The organism is Paenibacillus sp. RUD330 (assembly GCF_002243345.2).
Taxonomy (GTDB): domain Bacteria; phylum Bacillota; class Bacilli; order Paenibacillales; family Paenibacillaceae; genus Paenibacillus_O.
Genome location: NZ_CP022655.2, coordinates 3,360,908 through 3,381,326 on the forward strand (window position 1 = coordinate 3,360,908; position 20,419 = coordinate 3,381,326).

A 20,419-nucleotide genomic window follows, 5' to 3' on the forward strand; every position below is an offset into this window, starting at 1 on the left:
CTTACGCTTGCTTGGCGGCTCCCTCCAGCAGAGCGATCATGTCCGCATTCTCGATGGCCTTGGCATATTCAAGCGGGGTTTCCTCCGCGCTTGGATAGACTTTGTTCGGGTCGGCGCCGGCTGCAAGCAGCAGCTTGGCGATTTCCAGGCTGTCCGCGCCGACAGCCTCGTAGAGGGAATTGTCGCGCTTCGGATCCGCTCCGTACTGCAGCAGCAGCTTCACGACGGCCGGATCGGGGTCATAAGCTACGGACGCTCCGTACTCATCCTCGTCGTACATCGTACGGCTGGCATTTTCCAGCGGGGTGTAGTCCTGGGAAGCATCGCAGTTGCAATCGTTGGCATCCGCGCCGCTCTTGAGAAGCAGCTCCACCATGGAAGGCATGCGCTTGCCGTCCTTGTCCACCGCCGTCGTCGCCGCGATGAGCGGCGGGAAAAAATCGCCCGCATCGTCAGCCTTGACGCTGGCGCCCGCCTTCAGCAGCTCCGTCACGATAGAGGCTCTGCCCAAGAGGATGGCATGCCACAGAACGGAGCCGTAAGCCTTTTCCAGGGCCGGAATATCCGGCTTGTAGCTGAGCAGAAGCTTCACGGTCGCCAGATCCGCCTCTTCCGTCGTCTCCGCATATCCCGTCGCGGTGAACTTGTACGGATAGGAGACGACATCGAACACCGTCACCGTCTGGCCGTTCTCGTCCAGATCGGCGGTCTGGACGGATGCTCCCTGATCGAGGAAAAAGCGGATCATCTCCTCGTTGCGGAATCCGACGCTGTTCAGTACCGGCGCCTTGCTCTGCGCGATCTTCCAGCCCTCCGCCATCAGTCCCTTGAGACCGGCGATATCCTGCTTGAAGACGTAGCCGTTGGCGTATCCGTCCAGCTCAAGCTGAAGCTCCTCCGCTGTCTGGCTCGTGATCGTCACGAGGGACTTGGAGGCGTTCCAGCTGACATGCGCTCCAAGCGCTTCGCCGACAAAGCGCAGAGGAACGAGCGTCCGCCCCTTCAGCACGACGGAGCGCTGGGCCAGCGTTACTTTTTGGCCGTTGATTACCGCCGTCTTCTCGCCGATCGTCAGAACGACGGTTTTGCGGCCTTTGACCGCCGTGATTTTTTTGCCCGACACGGTCAGCTTCGCTCCGAGTCCTTCGAAAATGCCCCGCAGCGGGACCATCGTGGAGCCTTCCAGCATGATCGGAGACTGATCGTATTTCTGCAGAGCTCCGTCCAAGGTTACGCTGATGGGAGCTTTCGCTGCCGATGCTGCCGGCGCGAAGCCCGCTGCCCCGGTCGCCAGCAACGCGGATGCCAGCAAAATTCCGGCCGTTCGTGTGAATTTGTTTGCCATGTCCATATCCCCCAACTTATGTCGATTATTCCTCTATCTCTGGAAACTCCCAATCTATTATCGGCGGTTATAGGGGAAAAGTCTATTGAAATATAAAGAGTCATTATTCGACATGAATACGATCTACAAATCCATCGAAAACCGGATCATATCGCGCAGAACCATCCCGTTCTCAATGATCTCCTCCTCGTAATGCCGGATGAAGAAATCGCGGTCCACGCCGGTTATCCGGAATCCGCATTTCTGATACAGCGCGATCTGGCCGATGCCCGTGCTGCCCGTGCCCACCTCGATCGTCGCCATGCCGATTTGCCGAGCGCGTTCGACGGCATGAAGCACGAGCTTCTTGCCGATGCCGCGTCCCTGATAGGACTCGGAGACGGCCACGTTGACGAGCTCCGCCGTCGCCGGACGGGTTCGGATCAGGACATACACCCCGATGGGGATATGCGCCTCTTCATCTTCCAGCACCCAGCACTCCCCGCGCGGGACATAATCCTCGACGAGATCCCTGTCGGGATCGGCAAGCAGCAGCAGCTCCAGAGGGAGCGGCTCTCCCGGCATCAAACGCCTGATCGATTTCATGCTTTCCAATCGATGTTCCTCCCTTTCCCTCCATCGTCCCCGGGCGGCAGCTTGGCCAGCCGGAACGGGATCCGCAGCAGCAGGAATTCAAGCAGAAGCAAAAAGACGATAAAGGCGCCGAATGCCAGCAGCCAGTCCCCATCGTTGAAGTTGAGCAGACACGGATACGCCGCGAGCTGCAGGACGCTGCAGGTCAGATAGAGCTTGCCGCGCCAGGAGATGGATGCCGCCAGCTCGAAGGCTCCGGCATCCTTGGCCAGCGCCAGGAAGCCCTGGATCATCCAATAGGCCATCAGCGTATGGATCAGCGCCAGGCCTTGGCCGTACAGATGCATGCCGAGCGGAACCGCAGCGAAGTCCGTCAGCGTGTCCGACGGAACAACCAGATCCGGCAGCGACAGGAGAGCCAGACCAACAGCGACGGCTCTCGCTTTGGCGAAGACCTTGCCGCTCTGCGCCAGAGCTCCGAGAGCCGACGCCGCCATCAGATAACCGATGAAGTCGGGCAGCACATCGATCGTTCCGAGCCGAATGTCGATGAGGATCAAGGCAAGGCCCCAGCCGAGACGGCGCAGCGGAGTCATGAGCCTGGCGTCAATCATGGCTTCGCCTCCATTCGTACGACAGCGCGGACTTGGGCTTCGGTCAAATAGAGACTGAACTGGATCAAGTACGTATCGATCCGCTCCGTTCCGTCCGAGGCTCGCGACCTGATCGTGATCCATGGCTTGAACACGGTCGGAAGTCCGGCAGCCGGGTCCTGTTCGCCCCACCGATAGTCCACTCGCAGGGACGTGCCCTGCGGGAAGCTCTCCGGCAGCCGGATCGGATCGAGCTCGCCGGCGCCCGGCATCAACGCTTTCAGCTCGTAGGTCAGCAACGGTTTGTATTTGTCGCTGATGCTCGTCTCAACCTCCTCGACCACGACATCCCTTCTCAAGCGTCCGCTTAGAAATCCCGAGCCGTCGCTGCTTCCGCCCGAGGAGTTGAAATTCAGCGCCCCATTCCCTTCTCCCTCCCCATCCTTCACTTCGATCATGCCGATCGGCACTTTCTTCGGAAGTCCTTCATTGTAATAGACGGTCGCCTCTGTATAGATGCCGGGTTGCAGATCGCCTTCGGCATGGCCTGCGGCATGAATGAAGGTCTGATGGGAAAAGCTCTGCCACTCGGTCAAATCAAACCGGAGCGTCGGCAGCGATTCGATTTGGATGGCCGTCACTTTTTTTCCTGCGTTCTTGTTTTGCAAATAGAAGAGATCGACCATGCCGCCCTTGCTGGCGGTCACGATTTCATGATTCATGAACAGCGGCTCCTGCAGCTGGCCGCTCCGATAGTATAGGATATTGCCGACCCAGCTGCCTGCGATCAGGACCGCGATGATTCCGGCAAGCATTTTGGCTTTCACTTCGCTTTGCCACCCCCTTCAGCAGTTTAGCAGAGACGATTGGGAATGTCTTCCTTATTATGCGTTCTCATGCCGTTCCAGTTGTTCCGCTTCAGCCTTCTTAAGCCCTGCCCGACAAAAAAAGCCGGCGCCGCATGTTCGCGGAGCCGGCCTGATTGCTTCGTTTCAACCTTTGCCCTTACTTCCCGTATCCTTGCGGATCCTCGCGCCAAGCCTTCAGCGAGTCGATCTGTCCGCTCCGGACGACGCCGCGTTCGGCGGCAACGTCGATGAGCGCCGAATAGCTGCTCAGCGTCTCCAGCGGCACGGATGCCTCGGCGAAGGCATCGGATGCCTGCTTGAACTGATAGGTGAAGATGGCCAGGACGGCCAGCACTTCGGCTCCGGCTTCCCGGACCGCTTGCGCGGCCTTGAGCGAGCTGCCGCCTGTCGAGATCAGATCCTCGATGACGACGACCTTCTGTCCTGCGGCGATCCGGCCTTCGATCAGGTTCTGCTTGCCATGCCCCTTGGCCTTGTCGCGGATGTAGGACATCGGCAGGTTCAGCTTCTGCGCTGCCCAGGCCGCATGCGGGATGCCGGCCGTCGCGGTGCCCGCGATCGCATCCGCATCGGGGTAGTTGCGGCGGATGACAGCGGCGAAGCCCTCGGCGATCAGCTCGCGGATTTCCGGGTAGGACATCGTCAGGCGGTTGTCGCAGTAGATCGGCGATTTCAGCCCGGAGGTCCAGGTGAACGGCTCCTCGGGACGAAGCGCTACGGCTCCGATCTCCAGCAGCTTGGCGGCGATTTCCCGCGGAAGGCTTTCCAGTTGGATCGTGCTCATGGCTTGATCAGCTCCTCGATAATGGATTCAATGGCGGCGCGCGGATCTGCGGCCTTCGTGATCGGACGTCCGACGACCATGTAATCGGTTCCTGCCCGAAGCGCCTCGGACGGCGTCATGACGCGGCTTTGGTCGCCGATGTCGGCGCCGGACGGACGGATTCCGGGCGTCACCGTCTGGAATGTCGGCCCGCAGAAGTCCTTGACCAGCGTCACCTCGTGCGGCGAGGCGACGACTCCGTCGAGGCCCGAAGCGATGGCCAGCAGCGCATAGCGCTTGACCGCCTCCTCCATCGAGCCGAGGATGCCGATTTCGTCGTTGAGCATCTCCAGGCTTGTGCTGGTCAGCTGCGTCACGGCGATGACCGTCGGCCGCGCCAGCGTGGAATCGGCATCCAGCGCCTCGTCGACTCCGTCCATCGCCGCCTCCATCATGTCGCGGCCGCCGGCCGCATGGACGTTGAACATGTCGACGCCGAGGCGGGTGACGCTGTTCGCTCCGCCTTTGATCGTGTTCGGAATATCATGCATCTTCACGTCCAGGAACACTTTGTAGCCGCGCCGCTTCAGGCTGCGGACGAAGTCCGGACCCGCCGCATAGAACAGCTGCATGCCTACTTTCATATAACAAGGAATGCCTTCAAGCGCCGCCAGCAGCTTCTCGGCCGAAGCCGCGTCCGGGTAATCCAGCGCGACCATTACCTTGCCCGCCGCCTGCTCGCGGCTCAACGTTTGTACGCTCATGGGTGCTCCTCCTCAACGTATAGTACGGACATAGAGAACGGCCATCCGCCGCAGCCCTGAGCCGGAACCGCCTTGGGAGGCGTTCCGGCGCAAAGCCGCGGAGCTGGCCGTACCTGATGGAATTATTGCAGCGCCGGCATCGGATTGGAGCTGAAGTTGATCGTCTCCAGCATCTTAAGCAGCGCGCGGACCGTATCGAGCGACGTCATGCAGACGACGCCGTTCTCGACCGCCTCGCGGCGGATGCGGAAGCCGTCGCGCTCCGGCGTCTTGCCTTTGGTGAGCGTATTGAAGACGAACTGCGCCTGGCCGCTGCGGATGAGGTCGAGGATATTCGGCGAGCCCTCGCTCAGCTTGTTCACATGCTGGACGATGATGCCCGCTTTCTCCAGGGACTCCGCCGTGCCGCCGGTCGCGATGATCTTGTAGCCGATGGCGTAGAAGCCTTTCAGCAGCTCGATCGCTTCTTCCTTGTCCTTGTCGGCGACGGTGGCGATGATCGACCCTTGCAGGGGAATCTTCATTCCGGCCCCGATAAGGCCTTTGTACAGAGCCTTCGCGTACTGCTCGTCGCGGCCCATGACCTCGCCGGTCGACTTCATCTCCGGCGTCAGCGTCGGGTCGACGCGGCGCAGCTTGGCGAAGCTGAATACCGGCACCTTGACGGAGACGAAGCTGTCTTCCGGCCACAGGCCGTCGACATGGCCGAGCTCGGCCAGCTTCGTGCCGAGAATGGCGCGTGTCGCGAGGTTCGCCATCGGCAGGCCCGTCACCTTGCTGAGGAACGGAACCGTGCGCGAGGAACGCGGGTTGACTTCAATGACATAGGCCTTGTCGTTATGGATGACGAACTGGATGTTGACCAGGCCGACGACCTTGAGCGCCTTGGCGATCGAGATCGTGATGTCGATAATCTGCTGTTTGATATCCGCGGAGAGCGACTGCGGCGGATAGACCGCGATGGAGTCTCCGGAGTGGACGCCTGCACGCTCGACATGCTCCATGATGCCCGGGATGACGACCGTCTCGCCGTCGCAGATCGCGTCGACCTCGGCTTCCTTGCCGAGCATGTAGCGGTCGATCAGCACCGGATGCTCCGGATTGATCTTCACCGCCTCAGCCATGTAGCCGACCAGCTCCTCGTCGGAGTAGACGATTTCCATCGCGCGGCCGCCGAGCACGTAGGAAGGACGGACCAGCACCGGATAGCCGAGGCGTCCTGCCGTAACGACCGCTTCCTCGAGGTTGGTCACCGTGCTGCCTTCCGGCTGGGCGATGTCCAGGCTGCGGAGAAGCGCTTCGAATTTCTTGCGGTCTTCCGCGGTGTCGATGCTCTCCAGGCTGGAGCCGAGAATGCGCACGCCGGCGGCAGCCAGCGGAGCCGCCAGGTTGATCGCCGTCTGGCCGCCGAATTGCACGATGACGCCGATCGGCTTCTCCTGCTCGATGACATTCATCACGTCCTCGAAGAAGAGAGGCTCGAAGTACAGGCGGTCCGACGTGCTGAAGTCGGTCGACACCGTCTCCGGGTTGTTGTTGATGATGACGGCTTCATAGCCGGCGTTCTGGATCGCCCACACCGCATGCACGGTGGAATAGTCGAACTCGATGCCCTGGCCGATGCGGATCGGGCCGGAGCCGAGCACGAGCACCTTCTCCTTGTCCGACTCCAGCACCTCGTTCTCGACCTCGTACGTGGAGTAGTAGTATGGAGTCGTCGCCTCGAACTCGGCGGCGCAGGTATCGACCATCTTGTACACCGGGCGCAGCTCCTGCTCGTGGCGGAATGTGCGGATTTCCGCTTCCGCCGTCATCGTCGACTGGCTGCCCTCGCGGCGGATCTCGGCGATCGAGCGGTCGGAGAAGCCCTTGCGCTTCGCCTGGTACAGCAGCTCCTTGGTCAGGCCGGGGGCGCGGCGAAGCTCGTCCTCGAAGGCGACGATGCCTTCGATCTTGTCGAGGAACCACCAGTCGACCTTCGTGATGTCCTGGATGTCGGCGAGCGTCCAGCCGCGGCGGAACGCTTCGGCGATGAGGAACATGCGCTCGTCGTCGGGCTTGGCCAGGCGGGCATGAAGCACTTCGTCGGACAAGCCGGCGGCGTCCTTCAAGTGGAAGCGATGGGCGCCGATCTCAAGCGAGCGGATCGCCTTGTGCATCGATTCCTCGAAGGTGCGGCCGATCGCCATCACTTCGCCGGTCGCCTTCATCTGCGTGCCGAGCTTCCGGTTGGCGCCCGTGAACTTGTCGAACGGCCAGCGCGGAATTTTGGACACGATGTAGTCGAGCGTCGGCTCGAAGCAGGCATAGGTTTGTCCCGTAACCGGGTTGACAATCTCGTCCAGCGTATAGCCGACGGCGATCTTCGCCGCCATCTTGGCGATCGGGTAGCCGGTCGCCTTGGAGGCGAGCGCCGAGGAGCGGCTGACGCGCGGGTTGACCTCGATGACGTAGTATTGGAAGCTGAACGGATCCAGCGCGAACTGCACGTTGCAGCCGCCCTCGATGTTCAGGGCGCGGATGATCTTCAGCGAGGCGGAGCGCAGCATCTGGTACTCGCGGTCCGACAGCGTCTGGCTCGGCGCTACGACGATGGAATCGCCCGTATGCACGCCGACCGGATCGAAGTTCTCCATGTTGCAGACGACGATGCAGTTGTCGTTGGCGTCGCGCATGACCTCGTACTCGACTTCCTTCATGCCGGCGATCGATTTCTCGATCAGGCACTGGCCGATCGGGCTGTAGCGGATGCCGGACGATACCGTCTCGAGCAGCTCCTCCTCGCTTGCGCAGATGCCGCCGCCCGTGCCGCCGAGCGTGTAGGCCGGACGCACGATGATGGGATAGCCGATCGAGTTCGCGAAGTCGACCGCTTCCTCGACCGTCGTGACGATGACGCTCTCCGGCACCGGCTGCTCCAGCTCGCGCATCAGGTCGCGGAACAAGTCGCGGTCCTCGGCCTTCTCGATGGCGGACAGCTGCGTGCCGAGCAGCTTGACGTTCTCGCGCTCCAGCACGCCGGCGCGGGCGAGCTCGACCGCCATGTTGAGGCCGGTCTGGCCGCCGAGCGTCGGCAGCAGTCCGTCGGGACGCTCCTGGCGGATGATTTGGGAGACGAAGTCGAGCGTGATCGGCTCGATGTAGACCTTGTCGGCCATGTTCGTGTCGGTCATGATCGTCGCCGGGTTGCTGTTGATCAGCACGACCTCGTAGCCTTCTTCCTTCAGCGCCTGGCAGGCCTGGGTTCCGGCGTAGTCGAATTCGGCGGCCTGGCCGATGACGATCGGGCCGGAGCCGATGACGAGGATTTTCTTGAGCAGGTTATTTCTGGGCATACAGCAGCTCTCCTTTGGACGCATCCGACAGCTGGGCTTGGCGCGGTCTGGACGGGTTGTTGCGGCGGTGGGCGCGGATCATCTCCAGGAACTCGTCGAACAGGTAGCTGGAATCGAACGGCCCGGGAGCCGCCTCCGGATGGTATTGGACCGAGAAAGCCGGATATTCGTTATGCTTGAGGCCTTCGATCGTTTTGTCGTTGTTGTTGATATGGGTCACGGTCAGCTGCGTGCCGGCGATCGACGCCTCGGGCACGGTGTAGCCGTGGTTCTGGCTCGTAATGTAGCAGCGGCCGGAAGCAAGCTCCTTGACGGGATGGTTGCCGCCGCGATGGCCGAACTTCAGCTTCTCGGTGTCTGCTCCGCAGGCGAGGGCGAACAGCTGATGGCCCAGGCAGATGCCGAAGATCGGGAACTCGCCGAGCAGCTGCCTCACGGTCTCCACCGCGTAAGGAACGTCCTGCGGATCCCCGGGACCGTTGGACAGCTGGATGCCGTCCGGGTTCAGGCGGCGGATCGTCTCCGCGGACGTGTCATGCGGCACGACGACGACGTCGCAGCCGCGCTTGGTCAGCTCGCGCAGGATGCCGCTCTTGGCGCCGAAGTCGATGAGCACGATGCGCTCGCCGAAGCCGGGGCTCGTGAACACCTGCTTCGTCGACGTGCGGGCGACCTGGTCGGTCATCAGGGATGCGCCGGTCAGCTGCTCGACGATCGCCTCGACGCGCTCGCTGCCCGTCGTGATCATGCCCTTCATCGTGCCGAAGTGGCGCAGCTTGCGGGTGAGCATCCGGGTGTCGATCTCGCTGATCGCCGGGATGCCATGCTCCTTGAGCAGCCAGTCCAGGGATACCTGGGCGCGCCAGTTGCTCGGCACCGGCTCGTGGCGCCGCACCGCGAAGCCGTGGATGAAGGGAGCGACCGTCTCGAAGTCGTCGCGGGTGATGCCGTAGTTGCCGATGAGCGGGTACGTCATCGTGACGATCTGGCCGCAGTAGGACGGATCGGACAGAACCTCCTGGTAGCCTGTGATGCCTGTATTGAAAACAACCTCGCCGGGTTTGGATGTATTGGCGCCGAACGACTGGCCCGCAAATACGGTTCCGTCCTCAAGTATCAGTCTAGCTTGCATCCGTATCACTCCTTAAGCTGTATGGTTGGACCAGACGACGCTGCCGCCTACGACGGTGGCGACAGGCCAACCGTGAAGCTTCCAGCCGCCGAACGGCGTATTATGGGATTTCGAAAGGAATTTCCCGGGCTCGACCGGAAGCTCGCTCTCCAGATCGAGAACGGCGAGGTCGGCCGGCGCTCCGGCTTCCAGGCGGCCGCTGTCGAGGCCGAACACGGAGGCAGGAATCTCGGTCATGCGGCGGAGCAGGAAGCCGAGAGACCATTTGCCGGTGCGGACGAAGGTCGTGTACAGCAGCGGGAAGGCCGTCTCGAAGCCGACGATGCCGAACGGCGCGAGCTGCATGCCGCGGGCTTTCTCCTCCTCGGCATGTGGAGCGTGATCGGTTACGATCATGTCGATCGTGCCGTCCTCCAGCCCCTGCAGCACAGCTTCCACGTCGCGCGGCGTGCGCAGCGGCGGGTTCATTTTCCAGTTGGAATCCATGCCCGGAATGTCCTCGTCGCTCAGCACCAGGTGATGCGGGCATACTTCCGCCGTCACCTTGACCCCGATCGACTTGGCCAGGCGGATCAGCCGGACCGACTGCTCCGTGCTGACATGGCATACATGGTAGTGGACGCCGGTCGCTTCGGCGAGCAGCACGTCGCGCCCGACATGGATCGCTTCCGATTCGTTCGGAATGCCCTTGATGCCGTTGTCGGTGGCGAACTTGCCCTCGGATACGTACAGCCCTTCAACGAGGCTGTCATCCTCGCAGTGCGCGATGATCGGCATGCCGATCGACTCCGCCAGCGCCATCGCGTCCTTCATCATCCCGGCGCGCTGCACCCCGACGCCGTCGTCGGTGAAGCCGATCGCGCCGGCTTCCTTGAGCGCCGCGAAGTCGGTCAGCTCCCGTCCCAGCTGGTTTTTGGAGATTGCCGCGTAAGGCAGCACCTTGACGCCGTTGCCTTCCGTCCTCGCCTTGTCCAGCACGTAGCGGACCGTCTCCGGCGAATCGATGGCAGGCCGCGTGTTCGGCATGCAGGCGATCGTCGTGAAGCCGCCCGCCGCCGCGGAGCGGGTGCCGGATGCGATGTCTTCCTTATGCGTGAACCCCGGGTCGCGCAGATGGACGTGCATGTCGATGAAGCCGGCCGACACCAGCTTGCCCGATGCGTCGAGCACCTCGTCCGAGGCGGCTGCAGGAGCTTCTCCTCCGAGAATCTCCGCGATCACGCCGTTCTCGATGCGGATATGCTTCTTCTCCAGCTCGCCGGCCGCGTCGTTCCAGACCAGGCCGTTCACTACCCATTTGATGTGTGCCATGTATGTGTTCAATCCCCTCTCGTAAATCCTGTTAGCCTCTGAGCGCCCGCTCGATGACCGCCATCCGCACCGGAACCCCGTTCTGCATCTGGGGGAAGATCCTCGACTGCGGATGCTCGACGAGATCGCCGTCGATCTCCACATCCCGGTTGACCGGAGCCGGATGCATGATGATGGCGTGAGGAGCGATCCTCGCCGCCCGCTCCGCCGTCAGGCCGTATTGCTGCCGGTACTCCTCCGCCGACTTGATCATCCCGTCCTCATGCCGCTCCAGCTGCACGCGCAGCATCATGACGACATCCGCCTTGACCGCTTCCTCGATGCCGATGTAGGGCGCATCCAGCTCGCCGGCCTTCATGTTGTCCGGAGCGCAGAAGCTTACTGCGGCGCCCATCTCGCGCAGGCCGATCAGGTTCGATCTGGCGACGCGGCTATGCTTGATGTCGCCGATGATCGAAACGCTGAGCCCGCTGAGGCTGCCGAACTGCTGGCGCATCGTATACATGTCCAGCAGCGCCTGCGTCGGATGCTCGTTGTTGCCGTCCCCGGCATTGATGAGAGGAACCTTGATCCGCTCTGCCAGCTCCTGCAGCACGCCTGCCGGCTTCAGCCGGATGACGCCCGCATCGATGCCCATCGACTCCAGCGTCCTTACCGTGTCATAGATGGACTCGCCCTTCTGCACGCTCGATGCCGCAGCGGAGAAGTTCAGCACCTCGGCGCCGAGGCGCTTCTCTGCCACTTCAAAGCTGAATCGCGTGCGGGTGCTGTTCTCGAAGAACATATTCGCCACGAAACGCCCTGCCAGCGCATCGCCGGCCTTCACGCTCTGCTGCTCCCAGTAGGCCGCCCTCGACAGGATCGACTCGATCTCCTCCCGGTCCATCCCCTTCAGCCCGAGCAGGCTTCTCTGCATCAGCTGTGTTGCCGTCATATCCGCTCATCCTCCTTGATGAATGATGGTCACGATGTCTTCCCCGTCCACTTCAGTAAGCGCTACGCGGATGTTCTCTTCCTTGGAGGTTGGCACGTTCTTGCCTACATAATCGGGTCGGATCGGCAGCTCCCGATGCCCGCGGTCCACGAGCACGGCGAGCTGGATCGACTGCGGCCGGCCCTGATCCATCAGAGCGTCCATCGCCGCGCGGATCGTGCGGCCCGTGTATAGGACGTCGTCGAACAGGATGACGCGCTTGTCATGGATCAGAAGCGCGTTGCCGGCTCCGTCCGTCGTCGTGAAGCGGATCGTCTCCCCCTCGACTCGCCGGTCATCCCGGTATCCCGTGATGTCGAGCTCGCCGCAAGACACCGGCGTGCCTTCGATCTCGCGGATCTGCTCGGCGATCCGGCGCGCCAGATAGACGCCTCGGGTGCGGATGCCGATCAGCACGCAGTTTTCGATGCCCTTGTTCTTTTCGACGATCTCGTGGGAAATCCGGGTGAGTCCACGGCGAATGGCCGTGTCGTCCATGATGGCTCGTTTCTCGTTCAGGATCATGGGGCTGCTGCTCCTTCCGGCCGGCATGGGCCGGTCCGATTCGTTAGGCTTATCCTCTGTCAGCGGGACAAAAAAAACTCTCCTTGCCGGGTACATCAGCAAGGAGAGCTTTTTAGAAGCGCTGCAGGAGAAGAGGGCACGGGAGGCCGCGCGGCAGGACGAGCCAGGAGCGAAGGCCGTCCAAGGCCGTGCTCCCCGCTTCGTCCCGGCCGCTCGCGCCGGATGCCGGTATGATCTTCTTCCTGACAGCGGCTACTGTTCACGCTACCTTGCCAGCCTCTCTGGACTGAGTTAAAGGTACTGCCGTTATCGGTTCTGATTATCCCATGCGCCAGCGAGGAAGTCAACCGCTAAAAACGATATTTTTGCATAAAAATACCCCGTTGTGTATAAATACAACGGGGATTTCCAGTCATTAGGGCATTACAGGCTGAGATTGCGGATGCGTTCGACCGCTTTTTCCGTATTCTCGCGGCTGCCGAAAGCCGTCAGGCGGAAGTAGCCTTGGCCGCTCTGGCCGAAGCCGACGCCCGGCGTGCCGACGATGTTCGCTTCCGACAGCAGCTTGTCGAAGAACGCCCAGGAATCCATGCCCTTCGGCGTCTTGAGCCAGATGTACGGAGCGTTGACGCCGCCGAACACTTCAAGGCCGAGCGATGTCAGGCCGTCGCGGATGATGCGGGCATTCGTCATGTAATAATCGACGAGGCTCGAGATCTGCTCCTTGCCTTCAGCCGAATAGATGGCTTCCGCGCCGCGCTGGGTCACATAGGAGACGCCGTTGAACTTGGTCGTGTGGCGGCGGTTCCACAGGTCGTTGACGACGACCTCGCCTCCGTTCTTGTCGTAGCCCTTCAGCTCGCGGGGCACGACGGTGTAGGCGCAGCGGATGCCTGTGAAGCCGGCCGTCTTGGAGAAGCTGCGGAACTCGATGGCGACCTCGCGCGCTCCCTCGACCTCATAGATGCTGTGCGGAACGTCCTCTTCGGTAATGAACGCTTCGTAGGCCGAATCGAACAGGATGAGGCAGTTGTTCTCGCGCGCGTAGTCGACCCATACCTTGAGCTCGTCCTTCGTCAGCGTCATGCCCGTCGGGTTGTTCGGGTAGCACAGATAGATCAGATCCACCTTGCGGTCCGGCAGGGAAGGCTTGAAGTCGTTCTCCGCCGTGCAGTCCAGGTAGACGATGTTCTCGTAGCGGCCGATTCCGCTGTCGAACAGGCCGGAGCGGCCCGCCATGACGTTCGTGTCGACGTACACAGGGTATACAGGGTCTTGCACGGCTACGATGCTGTCCGTGCTGAAGATTTCCTGGATGTTGCCGACATCGCATTTCGAGCCGTCGCTGACGAACACCTCGTTGGAGCGGATATCAACGCCGCGTGCCTTGTAGTCGTTCTCGATGATGGCGTTCACGAGGAAATCATAGCCTTGCTCAGGGCCGTAGCCGCGGAAGGTGCCCGGAACAGCCAGCTCGTCGACGGCAGCGTGCATCGCCTTGGTGACGGCCTCCGGGAGCCCGCGGGTCACGTCGCCGATGCCGAGGCTGATGATTTCCGCCTGCGGATTGTCCTGGATGAACTTCGTGCGGCGCTTGGCAATTTCGGAGAACAGGTAGCTGCCCTGCAGATTGAGGAAGTTGGAGTTGATTTGAGTCATGGAATGGAATCACCTTTCGTCCTGTATGATAGGCCCCGGCCGATGTGTCGTGCTGTCGCTCGTCCGGCTGCCGGCTACAATCCAGCATAGCTCAGCATGGAAATGGTTTTAATAGAGCATTTCGAGAAATGTTTGCATTAATTGCCTCCCGCCCGGCAACGGCCGCTGCGGAAGGACTGATGCCCGGCCGGGAAAAATCAACGGTTCCTCAGGCTGTGCAGCACATGCTGCATATCGTCCGGAATCGGCGCTTCGAACTGCAGCCGCTCTCCCGTGCGGGGATGCGTGAAGCCCAGCACCGCGGCATGGAGCGCCTGGCCGGCCAGTGCGACTGTCTTGGCGCGTCCGTATACGGGGTCTCCCGCAAGCGGATGACCGATGTATTTGAGATGGACGCGGATCTGATGCGTGCGGCCGGTCTCAAGCTGAAGCTCCAGCAGCGTATAGTCGCCGAGCCTCTCCATCACGTTGAAGTGCGTCACGGCGTGTTTGCTGCCTTTTGTCGTGACGGTGAACATTTTGCGGTCCTTGTCGTCGCGCCCGATCGGAGCGTCGATGGTCCCGATGTCGTGATGCATGTTCTCATGCACCAGGGCGATGTACTTGCGGGTGACGCTGTGGTCCTTGAGCTGTGCCGCCAGCGACAGATGGGCAAGGTCGTTTTTCGCCGCCATGAGCAGGCCGGACGTGTCCTTGTCGATGCGGTGGACGATTCCCGGGCGAAGCATGCCGTTGATGCCCGACAGATCCTTGCAATGGAACATCAGCGCATTGACGACCGTGCCGGACGAATGGCCGGGAGCCGGATGCACGACCATGCCGCGAGGCTTGTTGATGACGATGACGTCTCCGTCCTCGTAGACGATGTCCAGAGGAATGTCCTGCGGCACGATTTCAGCGGCCTGAGGCTCGGGCACGGTTACCTGCAGCAGATCGCCTTCGGAGAGCTTGAGGTTGGCTTTTGCGGGGCGTCCGCCTACGAGAGCCGCTCCCGAGCCGATCCATTCCTGCACCTGCGTGCGGGAAACGGAAGGGTCGTTCATCTTGTCCGTAATGAACTTGTCCAGACGCGTCTTGGCGTCCTCGGCCGACACCGTCCATTCCAGGACAGGCTCGGCTCCATGCTCCTCGTCGAGGCCGGAGACGGTTGGGTTGATAATGGTTTCTTCATTCATGCCTGATTCAGTCCTTACTTCATTCTTGGTAGTCGCCGATTAAGCGCCGCTCGTGCTGTCGCTTGCGCCGGGCTGATCCGCTTCCGAAGAGGCGGCATTGCGCCGCTCGCCGAGGAAGGTGTCGAGAATGATGAGCCCGACTCCGATCGTGATGGCCGTATCCGCCAGGTTGAACACCGGGAACGAATAGGAGCCGAAGTTGAAGGAGAGGAAATCGACGACGTGTCCGTACAGGAGTCGGTCGATGAAGTTGCCCAGAGCTCCTCCGAGCACGAGTCCGAGCGCCGTCAGCAGCAATGTCCGCCCCGACTTCCGGCTTTGGTGGATGTACCACATGATGCCTGCCGCCACTGCGAGCGTGATCAGCAGGAAGAAAGCGCGCTTGCCCTCCAGAATGCTGAAGGCCGCCCCCGTATTGCGGATGGATGTGATGACAAAAAAATTCCCGATTACTTTAAGCTGCTCGTACAGCTCGAGCCGGCTGGAAATGACCCATTTGCTGAGCTGGTCCAAAACGATGACGACGAGCGCCAACCAATATGAATACCCTTTGAGCCTCAAGCGATTCCCTCCTCATCCGTCCCATTGTAGCATATCGCTTCAGCAAGGAGCCACCGCGGATGCGCCTCTTCCGTTTCCATAGAAGCCCATCTCTAATCGAGGCCACAATCGACCACACTAGTATCGATCTATCTGCGAAAGGTGTGTGCCAAACGATGCCTCATTCCGATTCGTTTCTTGCCCGCATGCGCGGGCGGCTGATCCAAGAAAAGCAGGAGCTGGAGCTGCTGCGCAAGGAAACCCAGCATGACGGTCTGCTCAATTCCCTTCGGGACGAGACAGGCGAGCTGTCCACGATCGACAACCATCCGGGAGATATCGGCACGGAAATGTTCGAGCGCGAGAAGGATCTCCTGCTCCAGGACAAGCAGGACATGCAGCTGGTCCGGGTGGAATCCGCGCTTGCCGCGATGGAGGACGGCTCCTATGGAACCTGCATCCAATGCGGCGCCGACATTCCCTCGGAGCGTCTTGAAGCGCTGCCCGATACACGCTATTGCATCGATCATGCGCCCCGCGACCATGTGTCGCACAGCCGTTCCGACGCCCTGTCCCTGCTGCCGATGCCCTTCGGCCAGTCCGACAAGGACGACGACGCGTACAACGGCTTCGACGGCGAGGACGCCTGGCAGATCGTCGAGCGCTGGGGCAACGCCGACTCCCCGGCCATGGCTGAGATTCCAGGGGACAGCTACGACAATGTGGGCAATGAGGTCGGCGAGAACGAAGGGTACGTCGAGCCTCTGGAGAGCTTTCTCGCCACCGATATTACCGGCACGCATGTCTCTGTCGTCCGGAACCGGGAGTACAAGCAGTACATGGATCAAGGAGAGGGCGAGGAGCTCGGAGAGGAGGAGTAGCCGGACGGCTGCGTGCCTGCAGCCCTTCTCCTCCGCCTTGCCGCAGCTTCGGTCCGATGCGGCAAAGCGATGCCGCCGGCATCCTGCTTGATTGGGATGCTTCCGGTCCGGTCCGCATCCTTCCTCTGACGAATGAACGCTTGAATCTTTATTGATAGCCGTTCTTGCCCTCCAGCTGGATTTGGACGATCCGGACTATGTCCGCGATGTAGTCGCCGATAATGGGAAGATTCAGCTGGCCGAGGGCTTGAAGGATGTACAATATCGTCGCGGCAAAAACGGTCAGTCCGATCGCGTACCCGACCCCTCTGGAAATGCCGGCGACGACGTTGCGCCATATGAGCGACAGCGGCCGATTGAGCAGATCCACATATCCGGCCATTTGGGAGCGTTCCAGATCCATTGCGATCTTCTCCAGCCGGTCCTCGAGCCGGCTGCTTTTTTCGAGCTCAGCCCGTTCTTCCCTGCGCTTGTCTTCGCCCATGCCCCGCCTCCGCTCCTTTTTCCTGAACTTCCTCTCTTCCTCCGGCTGCTTTGCTTTCTAGACGGAAAAAAGAGGCTGGGACCTTCGCCCATTCGATTTCTAGTATGTCCGTTTGGAGTCTGGAGGATTCTTCCTCCCCTAAGCCGGACGCAGCCGAGGAGGAGAAAAAGAAACCCCCTGAAGGAAATCCTTCAGGGGGTCGGCTTTGGCTGGCGCCATGGACAAGGCCGGCGATCATTCCGCAGCCGGCCCGGACCGAGCGGTTCAGCGAATGAGCAGGCCGAACTCGCGTTCTCCGAAAGCGGCTCTTTCCATGCCTTCGGCGCTTTCGAACGAAACGCTGTTCAGCAGGACGCTGTCCTGCAGCAGGCTGTCGAATGCCTGGAGCGCAGCCGTCAGCTCCGCGTCGGCGTCAAGCACGAGGTCGACGCGCTTCTCGATCGGCAGATCGAGCTTCTTGCGCGTGTCCTGCACGGCGCGGATGACTTCGCGCACCCAGCCCTCCTGCTCCAGCTCCGGCGTGATGTCCGTATTGAGCGCGACCGTGAGGCCGCCGCCCGATGCGGACGCGAAGCCCGGCTTCGCCTGCTTCTCCACGAGCAGCTCGTCGAGGGCGACCGGAACGTCCTCGCCGTCAGGCGTCGTGAAGACGAAGCTTCCTCCTTGAACGATCGCGCGGGCCGTGTCGGCATCGAGAGCTTTCAGATGAGTCTGGATCGGCCCGACGCTCTTGCCGAATTTCTTGCCCGCGACCTTGAGGTTGAGCTTCAGCGCGAAGTCGACGAAGCCGCTGTCGGAATGCTCCACCGCGATGCCCTTCACATTGATCTCATCCTTGATGATGTCCTCGTATTCGGCAAGCTCGAAATCGCCGCTCAGGGAGACGATCAGCTCGGACAGCGGCTGGCGGGTCTTGATGCCCGTCTCGTTGCGCACGTTGCGGGCCAGCTCCACGATCTGGCGGGCCGTCGCCATATCGCGCTCGAGCGCTTCGTCGATGGCGGCATCGTCGACGACCGGATAGTCGGCGAGATGGACGCTGCCCTTTCCGCCGAGATTTCCATAGACGTCCTCCGCAAGCAGCGGCGCGTATGGAGCGATCAGCTTGGACAGCGTCAGCAGCACATCGCGCAGCGTGCGGTAGGCATCCAGCTTGTCGCCGGTCAGGCCGCTGCCCCAGAAGCGGTCGCGCGAGCGGCGGATGTACCAGTTGCTCATCTCGTCGACGAATGCTTCGATCGCCTTGGCGGAGCCCATGAAATCCCAGCCCTCAAGCCCTTTGACGACGCCGCGCACGAGCGAGTTGAGACGGGAGACGATCCAGCGGTCCAGCTTCGCCCCGGAAGCCAGATGCTTATCGGCAGCGGGGTCGTATCCGTCGATGTCTGCATACAGAGCGAAGAACGCATGCGTGTTGACGATCGTGTCGATCACCTTCGACTTGGCTTCTCCGACGATGCCGCGCGAGAATTTCTTGCTGTTCCATGGGGCGCTGTCGGCCAGCAAAGCCCAACGGAACGCATCCGTGCCGTATTCGTTGATGATTTCCCACGGGTCGATGACGTTGCCTTTGGACTTCGACATCTTCTGGCCGCTCTCGTCGAGCACATGGCCCGTGGAGATGACGGCCTTGTAAGGTGCGCGTCCGTTGTACAGCGTCGAGACGGCCAGCAGGCTGAAGAACCAGCCGCGCGTCTGGTCGATGCCCTCGCAGATGATGTCCGCCGGATACTGCTCGGCGAATCGGCCTTCGTTCTCGAACGGATAATGCTGCTGGGCGAACGGCATGGAGCCGCTGTCGAACCAGACGTCGATCACTTCAGGCGTGCGGGTCATGACCGCCCCTTCCGCGAACGGACTGTGCAGCTTCACTTCGTCGACATACGGCTTGTGAGGCTCGAAGTCCTCCGGCAGCTCCGTCGTCGCGCGCGCCCGCAGGTCGGCCAGGCTCGACGGCGCGTATTCCTTGCCGGTCTCCTCGCAGATCCAGACGTTGAGCGGCGTTCCCCAGTAGCGGTTGCGGCTGATGTTCCAGTCGACGAGATCCTCGAGGAATTTGCCGAAGCGTCCCTCGCGGATATGGCCCGGATACCAGTCCACGCCGTTGTTGTTGGCGATGAGCTGATCCTTGACGGCCGTCGTCTCGATGAACCAGCTCTCCGTGGCGTAGTACAGCAGCGGCGACTTGCAGCGCCAGCAGAACGGATAGCTGTGCTCGTACTTCTCTTTGGAGAAGAGCAGCCCCTTCTCGCTCAGCTTGCGCACGATCTCGATGTCGACCTCTCCGTCCTTGACGAAGCGGCCGGCCCAGTCCGTCACCTCGTCGATGTAGCGGCCCTGCGAGTTGACGACGGCCAGCAGGCCGATGCCGTTTTTGCGGGCGGCCTTGTAGTCGTCGTCGCCATGGGCCGGCGAGATGTGGACCATGCCCGTGCCGCTGGAGTCGCTGACGAAGTCCGCGCCGATGACGACATGGCCGTTCTCGATCGGAACATAATCGAACGGCGCATCATACGCAAGCCCGACCAGCTCGGAGCCTTTCACGCTGCCGACGATTTCCGGCTTGTCGTCTCCCTTGAACACGCTCTCCACGAGGCTCTCGGCGACGAAGTACACCTCTCCGTCCCGCTTCACCTTGGAGTAGGCCAGCTCCGGGTTGACGGCGATGGCCGTGTTCGCAGGAAGCGTCCATGGAGTCGTCGTCCATGCGAGCAGATGGCCTTCGCCATTTTTCAGCGGGAACTTGACGGTCGCGCTGAGATCCTTGACATCCTCGTAGCCTTGCGCCACTTCATGCGAGCTGAGGGTCGTCTGGCAGCAAGGGCAGTACGGGCTGACGCGATGGCCGCGGTACAGCAGCCCTTTGCTGTGGATGGTGGAAAGGATATGCCATACGCTCTCGATGTAGCTGTTCTTCAGCGTGATGTAGGGATCGTCCATATCCGTCCAATAACCGATCGCTTCCGTCAGCTCGCGCCATTGGCGCTCGTACTCGAATACGCTGTCCTTGCATTTCTGGACAAAGGCCTCGACGCCGTAGTTCTCGATCTCCTGCTTGCCGGAAATGCCGAGCTGCTTCTCCACGCCGAGCTCGACCGGCAGGCCATGCGTATCCCAGCCCGCCTTGCGGATGACGCGGTAGCCCGACATCGTCTTGTAGCGGCCGATGAAGTCCTTGATGACGCGGCCCAGCACGTGGCCGATGTGGGGAGCTCCGTTGGCCGTCGGCGGCCCTTCATAAAAGACGAAGTTCGGCTTGCCCTCCCGGTTTTCGATCGAGGCTTTGAACGTCCCTTCCTCTCTCCATCTCGCCAGCACCCGCTCCTCGCGGCTTCTCGCCTTTTCCTTGACATCCACTCTCTGCATATCGGACACGCCCTTCTCTCGGAAAATAAAAAAGCCCGCCCCTGTGTAAAGGGGCGAGCATGACTCGCGATACCACCCTAATCGCCCTGTCGCGGGTGGAGACAGGTCCCTGATTGGACACGCGCTCCGCC

Annotated in this window: 17 protein-coding genes; 1 reads left to right on the forward strand and 16 read right to left on the reverse strand. The window is 61.5% G+C overall.

The annotated features are described in order from the left end of the window. Window position 1: 1 nt before the first annotated feature. The 14 genes from CIC07_RS15295 to lspA all read right to left on the reverse strand — a co-directional run bounded on the left by CIC07_RS15295 (window position 2) and on the right by lspA (window position 15,578). Window positions 2–1,345 (reverse strand): stalk domain-containing protein, encoded by a 1,344-nt coding sequence (locus CIC07_RS15295; protein ID WP_076354933.1) that lies wholly within the window; start codon window positions 1,343–1,345, stop codon window positions 2–4. Between the two features lie 123 nt (window positions 1,346–1,468). After that, the gene (locus CIC07_RS15300; protein ID WP_076356892.1) at window positions 1,469–1,930 is read right to left on the reverse strand and encodes a GNAT family N-acetyltransferase; all 462 of its coding nucleotides are present in this window, start codon (window positions 1,928–1,930) and stop codon (window positions 1,469–1,471) included. Then, on the reverse strand, window positions 1,927–2,532 hold the full coding sequence (locus CIC07_RS15305) for a hypothetical protein (RefSeq protein ID WP_076354931.1): 606 nt from the start codon (window positions 2,530–2,532) through the stop codon (window positions 1,927–1,929). Before CIC07_RS15305 ends, CIC07_RS15300 begins: the two co-directional genes overlap by 4 nt. Next, window positions 2,529–3,338 carry a hypothetical protein gene (locus CIC07_RS15310; RefSeq protein ID WP_076354929.1) on the reverse strand — a complete coding sequence of 270 codons (810 nt, stop codon included), beginning with the start codon at window positions 3,336–3,338 and terminating at the stop codon, window positions 2,529–2,531. Before CIC07_RS15310 ends, CIC07_RS15305 begins: the two co-directional genes overlap by 4 nt. 178 nt (window positions 3,339–3,516) lie before the next feature. Further along, window positions 3,517–4,164, reverse strand: a complete 648-nt coding sequence (gene pyrE, locus CIC07_RS15315; RefSeq protein ID WP_076354927.1) for an orotate phosphoribosyltransferase — start codon at window positions 4,162–4,164, stop codon at window positions 3,517–3,519. Next, window positions 4,161–4,907 (reverse strand): orotidine-5'-phosphate decarboxylase, encoded by a 747-nt coding sequence (gene pyrF / locus CIC07_RS15320; protein ID WP_076354925.1) that lies wholly within the window; start codon window positions 4,905–4,907, stop codon window positions 4,161–4,163. The genes pyrE and pyrF overlap by 4 nt, the downstream gene beginning before the upstream one ends. Window positions 4,908–5,029: 122 nt before the next feature. Further along, window positions 5,030–8,242: a carbamoyl-phosphate synthase large subunit gene (gene carB / locus CIC07_RS15325; RefSeq protein WP_076354923.1), complete on the reverse strand. Its 3,213-nt coding sequence runs from the start codon at window positions 8,240–8,242 to the stop codon at window positions 5,030–5,032. Continuing rightward, window positions 8,229–9,374: a carbamoyl phosphate synthase small subunit gene (locus CIC07_RS15330; protein ID WP_076354921.1), complete on the reverse strand. Its 1,146-nt coding sequence runs from the start codon at window positions 9,372–9,374 to the stop codon at window positions 8,229–8,231. Before CIC07_RS15330 ends, carB begins: the two co-directional genes overlap by 14 nt. Before the next feature lie 12 nt (window positions 9,375–9,386). Continuing rightward, window positions 9,387–10,685 carry a dihydroorotase gene (locus CIC07_RS15335; RefSeq protein ID WP_076354919.1) on the reverse strand — a complete coding sequence of 433 codons (1,299 nt, stop codon included), beginning with the start codon at window positions 10,683–10,685 and terminating at the stop codon, window positions 9,387–9,389. A 31-nt stretch (window positions 10,686–10,716) separates the two neighbouring features. Further along, window positions 10,717–11,619, reverse strand: coding sequence for an aspartate carbamoyltransferase catalytic subunit (locus CIC07_RS15340; protein ID WP_076354917.1), 903 nt, complete (start codon window positions 11,617–11,619; stop codon window positions 10,717–10,719). A 6-nt stretch (window positions 11,620–11,625) separates the two neighbouring features. Next, a complete protein-coding gene (gene pyrR, locus CIC07_RS15345; RefSeq protein ID WP_076356890.1) occupies window positions 11,626–12,180 on the reverse strand; it encodes a bifunctional pyr operon transcriptional regulator/uracil phosphoribosyltransferase PyrR in 555 nt (184 codons plus the stop codon). Window positions 12,181–12,606: 426 nt separating this feature from the next. After that, the gene (locus tag CIC07_RS15350; protein ID WP_076354913.1) at window positions 12,607–13,842 is read right to left on the reverse strand and encodes an LL-diaminopimelate aminotransferase; all 1,236 of its coding nucleotides are present in this window, start codon (window positions 13,840–13,842) and stop codon (window positions 12,607–12,609) included. Between the two features lie 197 nt (window positions 13,843–14,039). Further along, complete coding sequence (locus tag CIC07_RS15355; protein ID WP_076354911.1) at window positions 14,040–15,017, reverse strand: RluA family pseudouridine synthase; 978 nt, start codon at window positions 15,015–15,017, stop codon at window positions 14,040–14,042. Between the two features lie 39 nt (window positions 15,018–15,056). Then, window positions 15,057–15,578 (reverse strand): signal peptidase II, encoded by a 522-nt coding sequence (gene lspA, locus CIC07_RS15360; protein ID WP_076354909.1) that lies wholly within the window; start codon window positions 15,576–15,578, stop codon window positions 15,057–15,059. Window positions 15,579–15,733: 155 nt separating this feature from the next. On the opposite strand from lspA, the gene CIC07_RS15365 reads away from it, so the two are divergent. Next, window positions 15,734–16,438: a TraR/DksA C4-type zinc finger protein gene (locus tag CIC07_RS15365; RefSeq protein ID WP_076354907.1), complete on the forward strand. Its 705-nt coding sequence runs from the start codon at window positions 15,734–15,736 to the stop codon at window positions 16,436–16,438. 148 nt (window positions 16,439–16,586) lie between these two features. On the opposite strand, the gene CIC07_RS15370 is transcribed toward CIC07_RS15365, so the two are convergent. Together CIC07_RS15370 and ileS are read right to left on the reverse strand one after the other, a co-directional pair. Then, window positions 16,587–16,922: a DUF5665 domain-containing protein gene (locus CIC07_RS15370; RefSeq protein ID WP_048748556.1), complete on the reverse strand. Its 336-nt coding sequence runs from the start codon at window positions 16,920–16,922 to the stop codon at window positions 16,587–16,589. 264 nt (window positions 16,923–17,186) lie between these two features. Further along, window positions 17,187–20,288, reverse strand: a complete 3,102-nt coding sequence (ileS, locus tag CIC07_RS15375; RefSeq protein WP_076354905.1) for an isoleucine--tRNA ligase — start codon at window positions 20,286–20,288, stop codon at window positions 17,187–17,189. Between the last annotated feature and the right edge of the window lie 131 nt (window positions 20,289–20,419).

What these genes read in the sequence shown, in the direction of transcription:
- CIC07_RS15295 (WP_076354933.1), bottom strand. Translation starts at nt 1,345, where the DNA reads ATGGCAAACAAATTCACACGAACGGCCGGAATTTTGCTGGCATCCGCG.
- CIC07_RS15300 (WP_076356892.1), bottom strand. Translation starts at nt 1,930, where the DNA reads ATGAAATCGATCAGGCGTTTGATGCCGGGAGAGCCGCTCCCTCTGGAG.
- CIC07_RS15305 (WP_076354931.1), bottom strand. Translation starts at nt 2,532, where the DNA reads ATGATTGACGCCAGGCTCATGACTCCGCTGCGCCGTCTCGGCTGGGGC.
- pyrE (WP_076354927.1), bottom strand. Translation starts at nt 4,164, where the DNA reads ATGAGCACGATCCAACTGGAAAGCCTTCCGCGGGAAATCGCCGCCAAG.
- pyrF (WP_076354925.1), bottom strand. Translation starts at nt 4,907, where the DNA reads ATGAGCGTACAAACGTTGAGCCGCGAGCAGGCGGCGGGCAAGGTAATG.
- carB (WP_076354923.1), bottom strand. Translation starts at nt 8,242, where the DNA reads ATGCCCAGAAATAACCTGCTCAAGAAAATCCTCGTCATCGGCTCCGGC.
- CIC07_RS15330 (WP_076354921.1), bottom strand. Translation starts at nt 9,374, where the DNA reads ATGCAAGCTAGACTGATACTTGAGGACGGAACCGTATTTGCGGGCCAG.
- CIC07_RS15335 (WP_076354919.1), bottom strand. Translation starts at nt 10,685, where the DNA reads ATGGCACACATCAAATGGGTAGTGAACGGCCTGGTCTGGAACGACGCG.
- CIC07_RS15340 (WP_076354917.1), bottom strand. Translation starts at nt 11,619, where the DNA reads ATGACGGCAACACAGCTGATGCAGAGAAGCCTGCTCGGGCTGAAGGGG.
- CIC07_RS15350 (WP_076354913.1), bottom strand. Translation starts at nt 13,842, where the DNA reads ATGACTCAAATCAACTCCAACTTCCTCAATCTGCAGGGCAGCTACCTG.
- CIC07_RS15355 (WP_076354911.1), bottom strand. Translation starts at nt 15,017, where the DNA reads ATGAATGAAGAAACCATTATCAACCCAACCGTCTCCGGCCTCGACGAG.
- CIC07_RS15365 (WP_076354907.1), top strand. Translation starts at nt 15,734, where the DNA reads ATGCCTCATTCCGATTCGTTTCTTGCCCGCATGCGCGGGCGGCTGATC.
- CIC07_RS15370 (WP_048748556.1), bottom strand. Translation starts at nt 16,922, where the DNA reads ATGGGCGAAGACAAGCGCAGGGAAGAACGGGCTGAGCTCGAAAAAAGC.
- ileS (WP_076354905.1), bottom strand. Translation starts at nt 20,288, where the DNA reads ATGCAGAGAGTGGATGTCAAGGAAAAGGCGAGAAGCCGCGAGGAGCGG.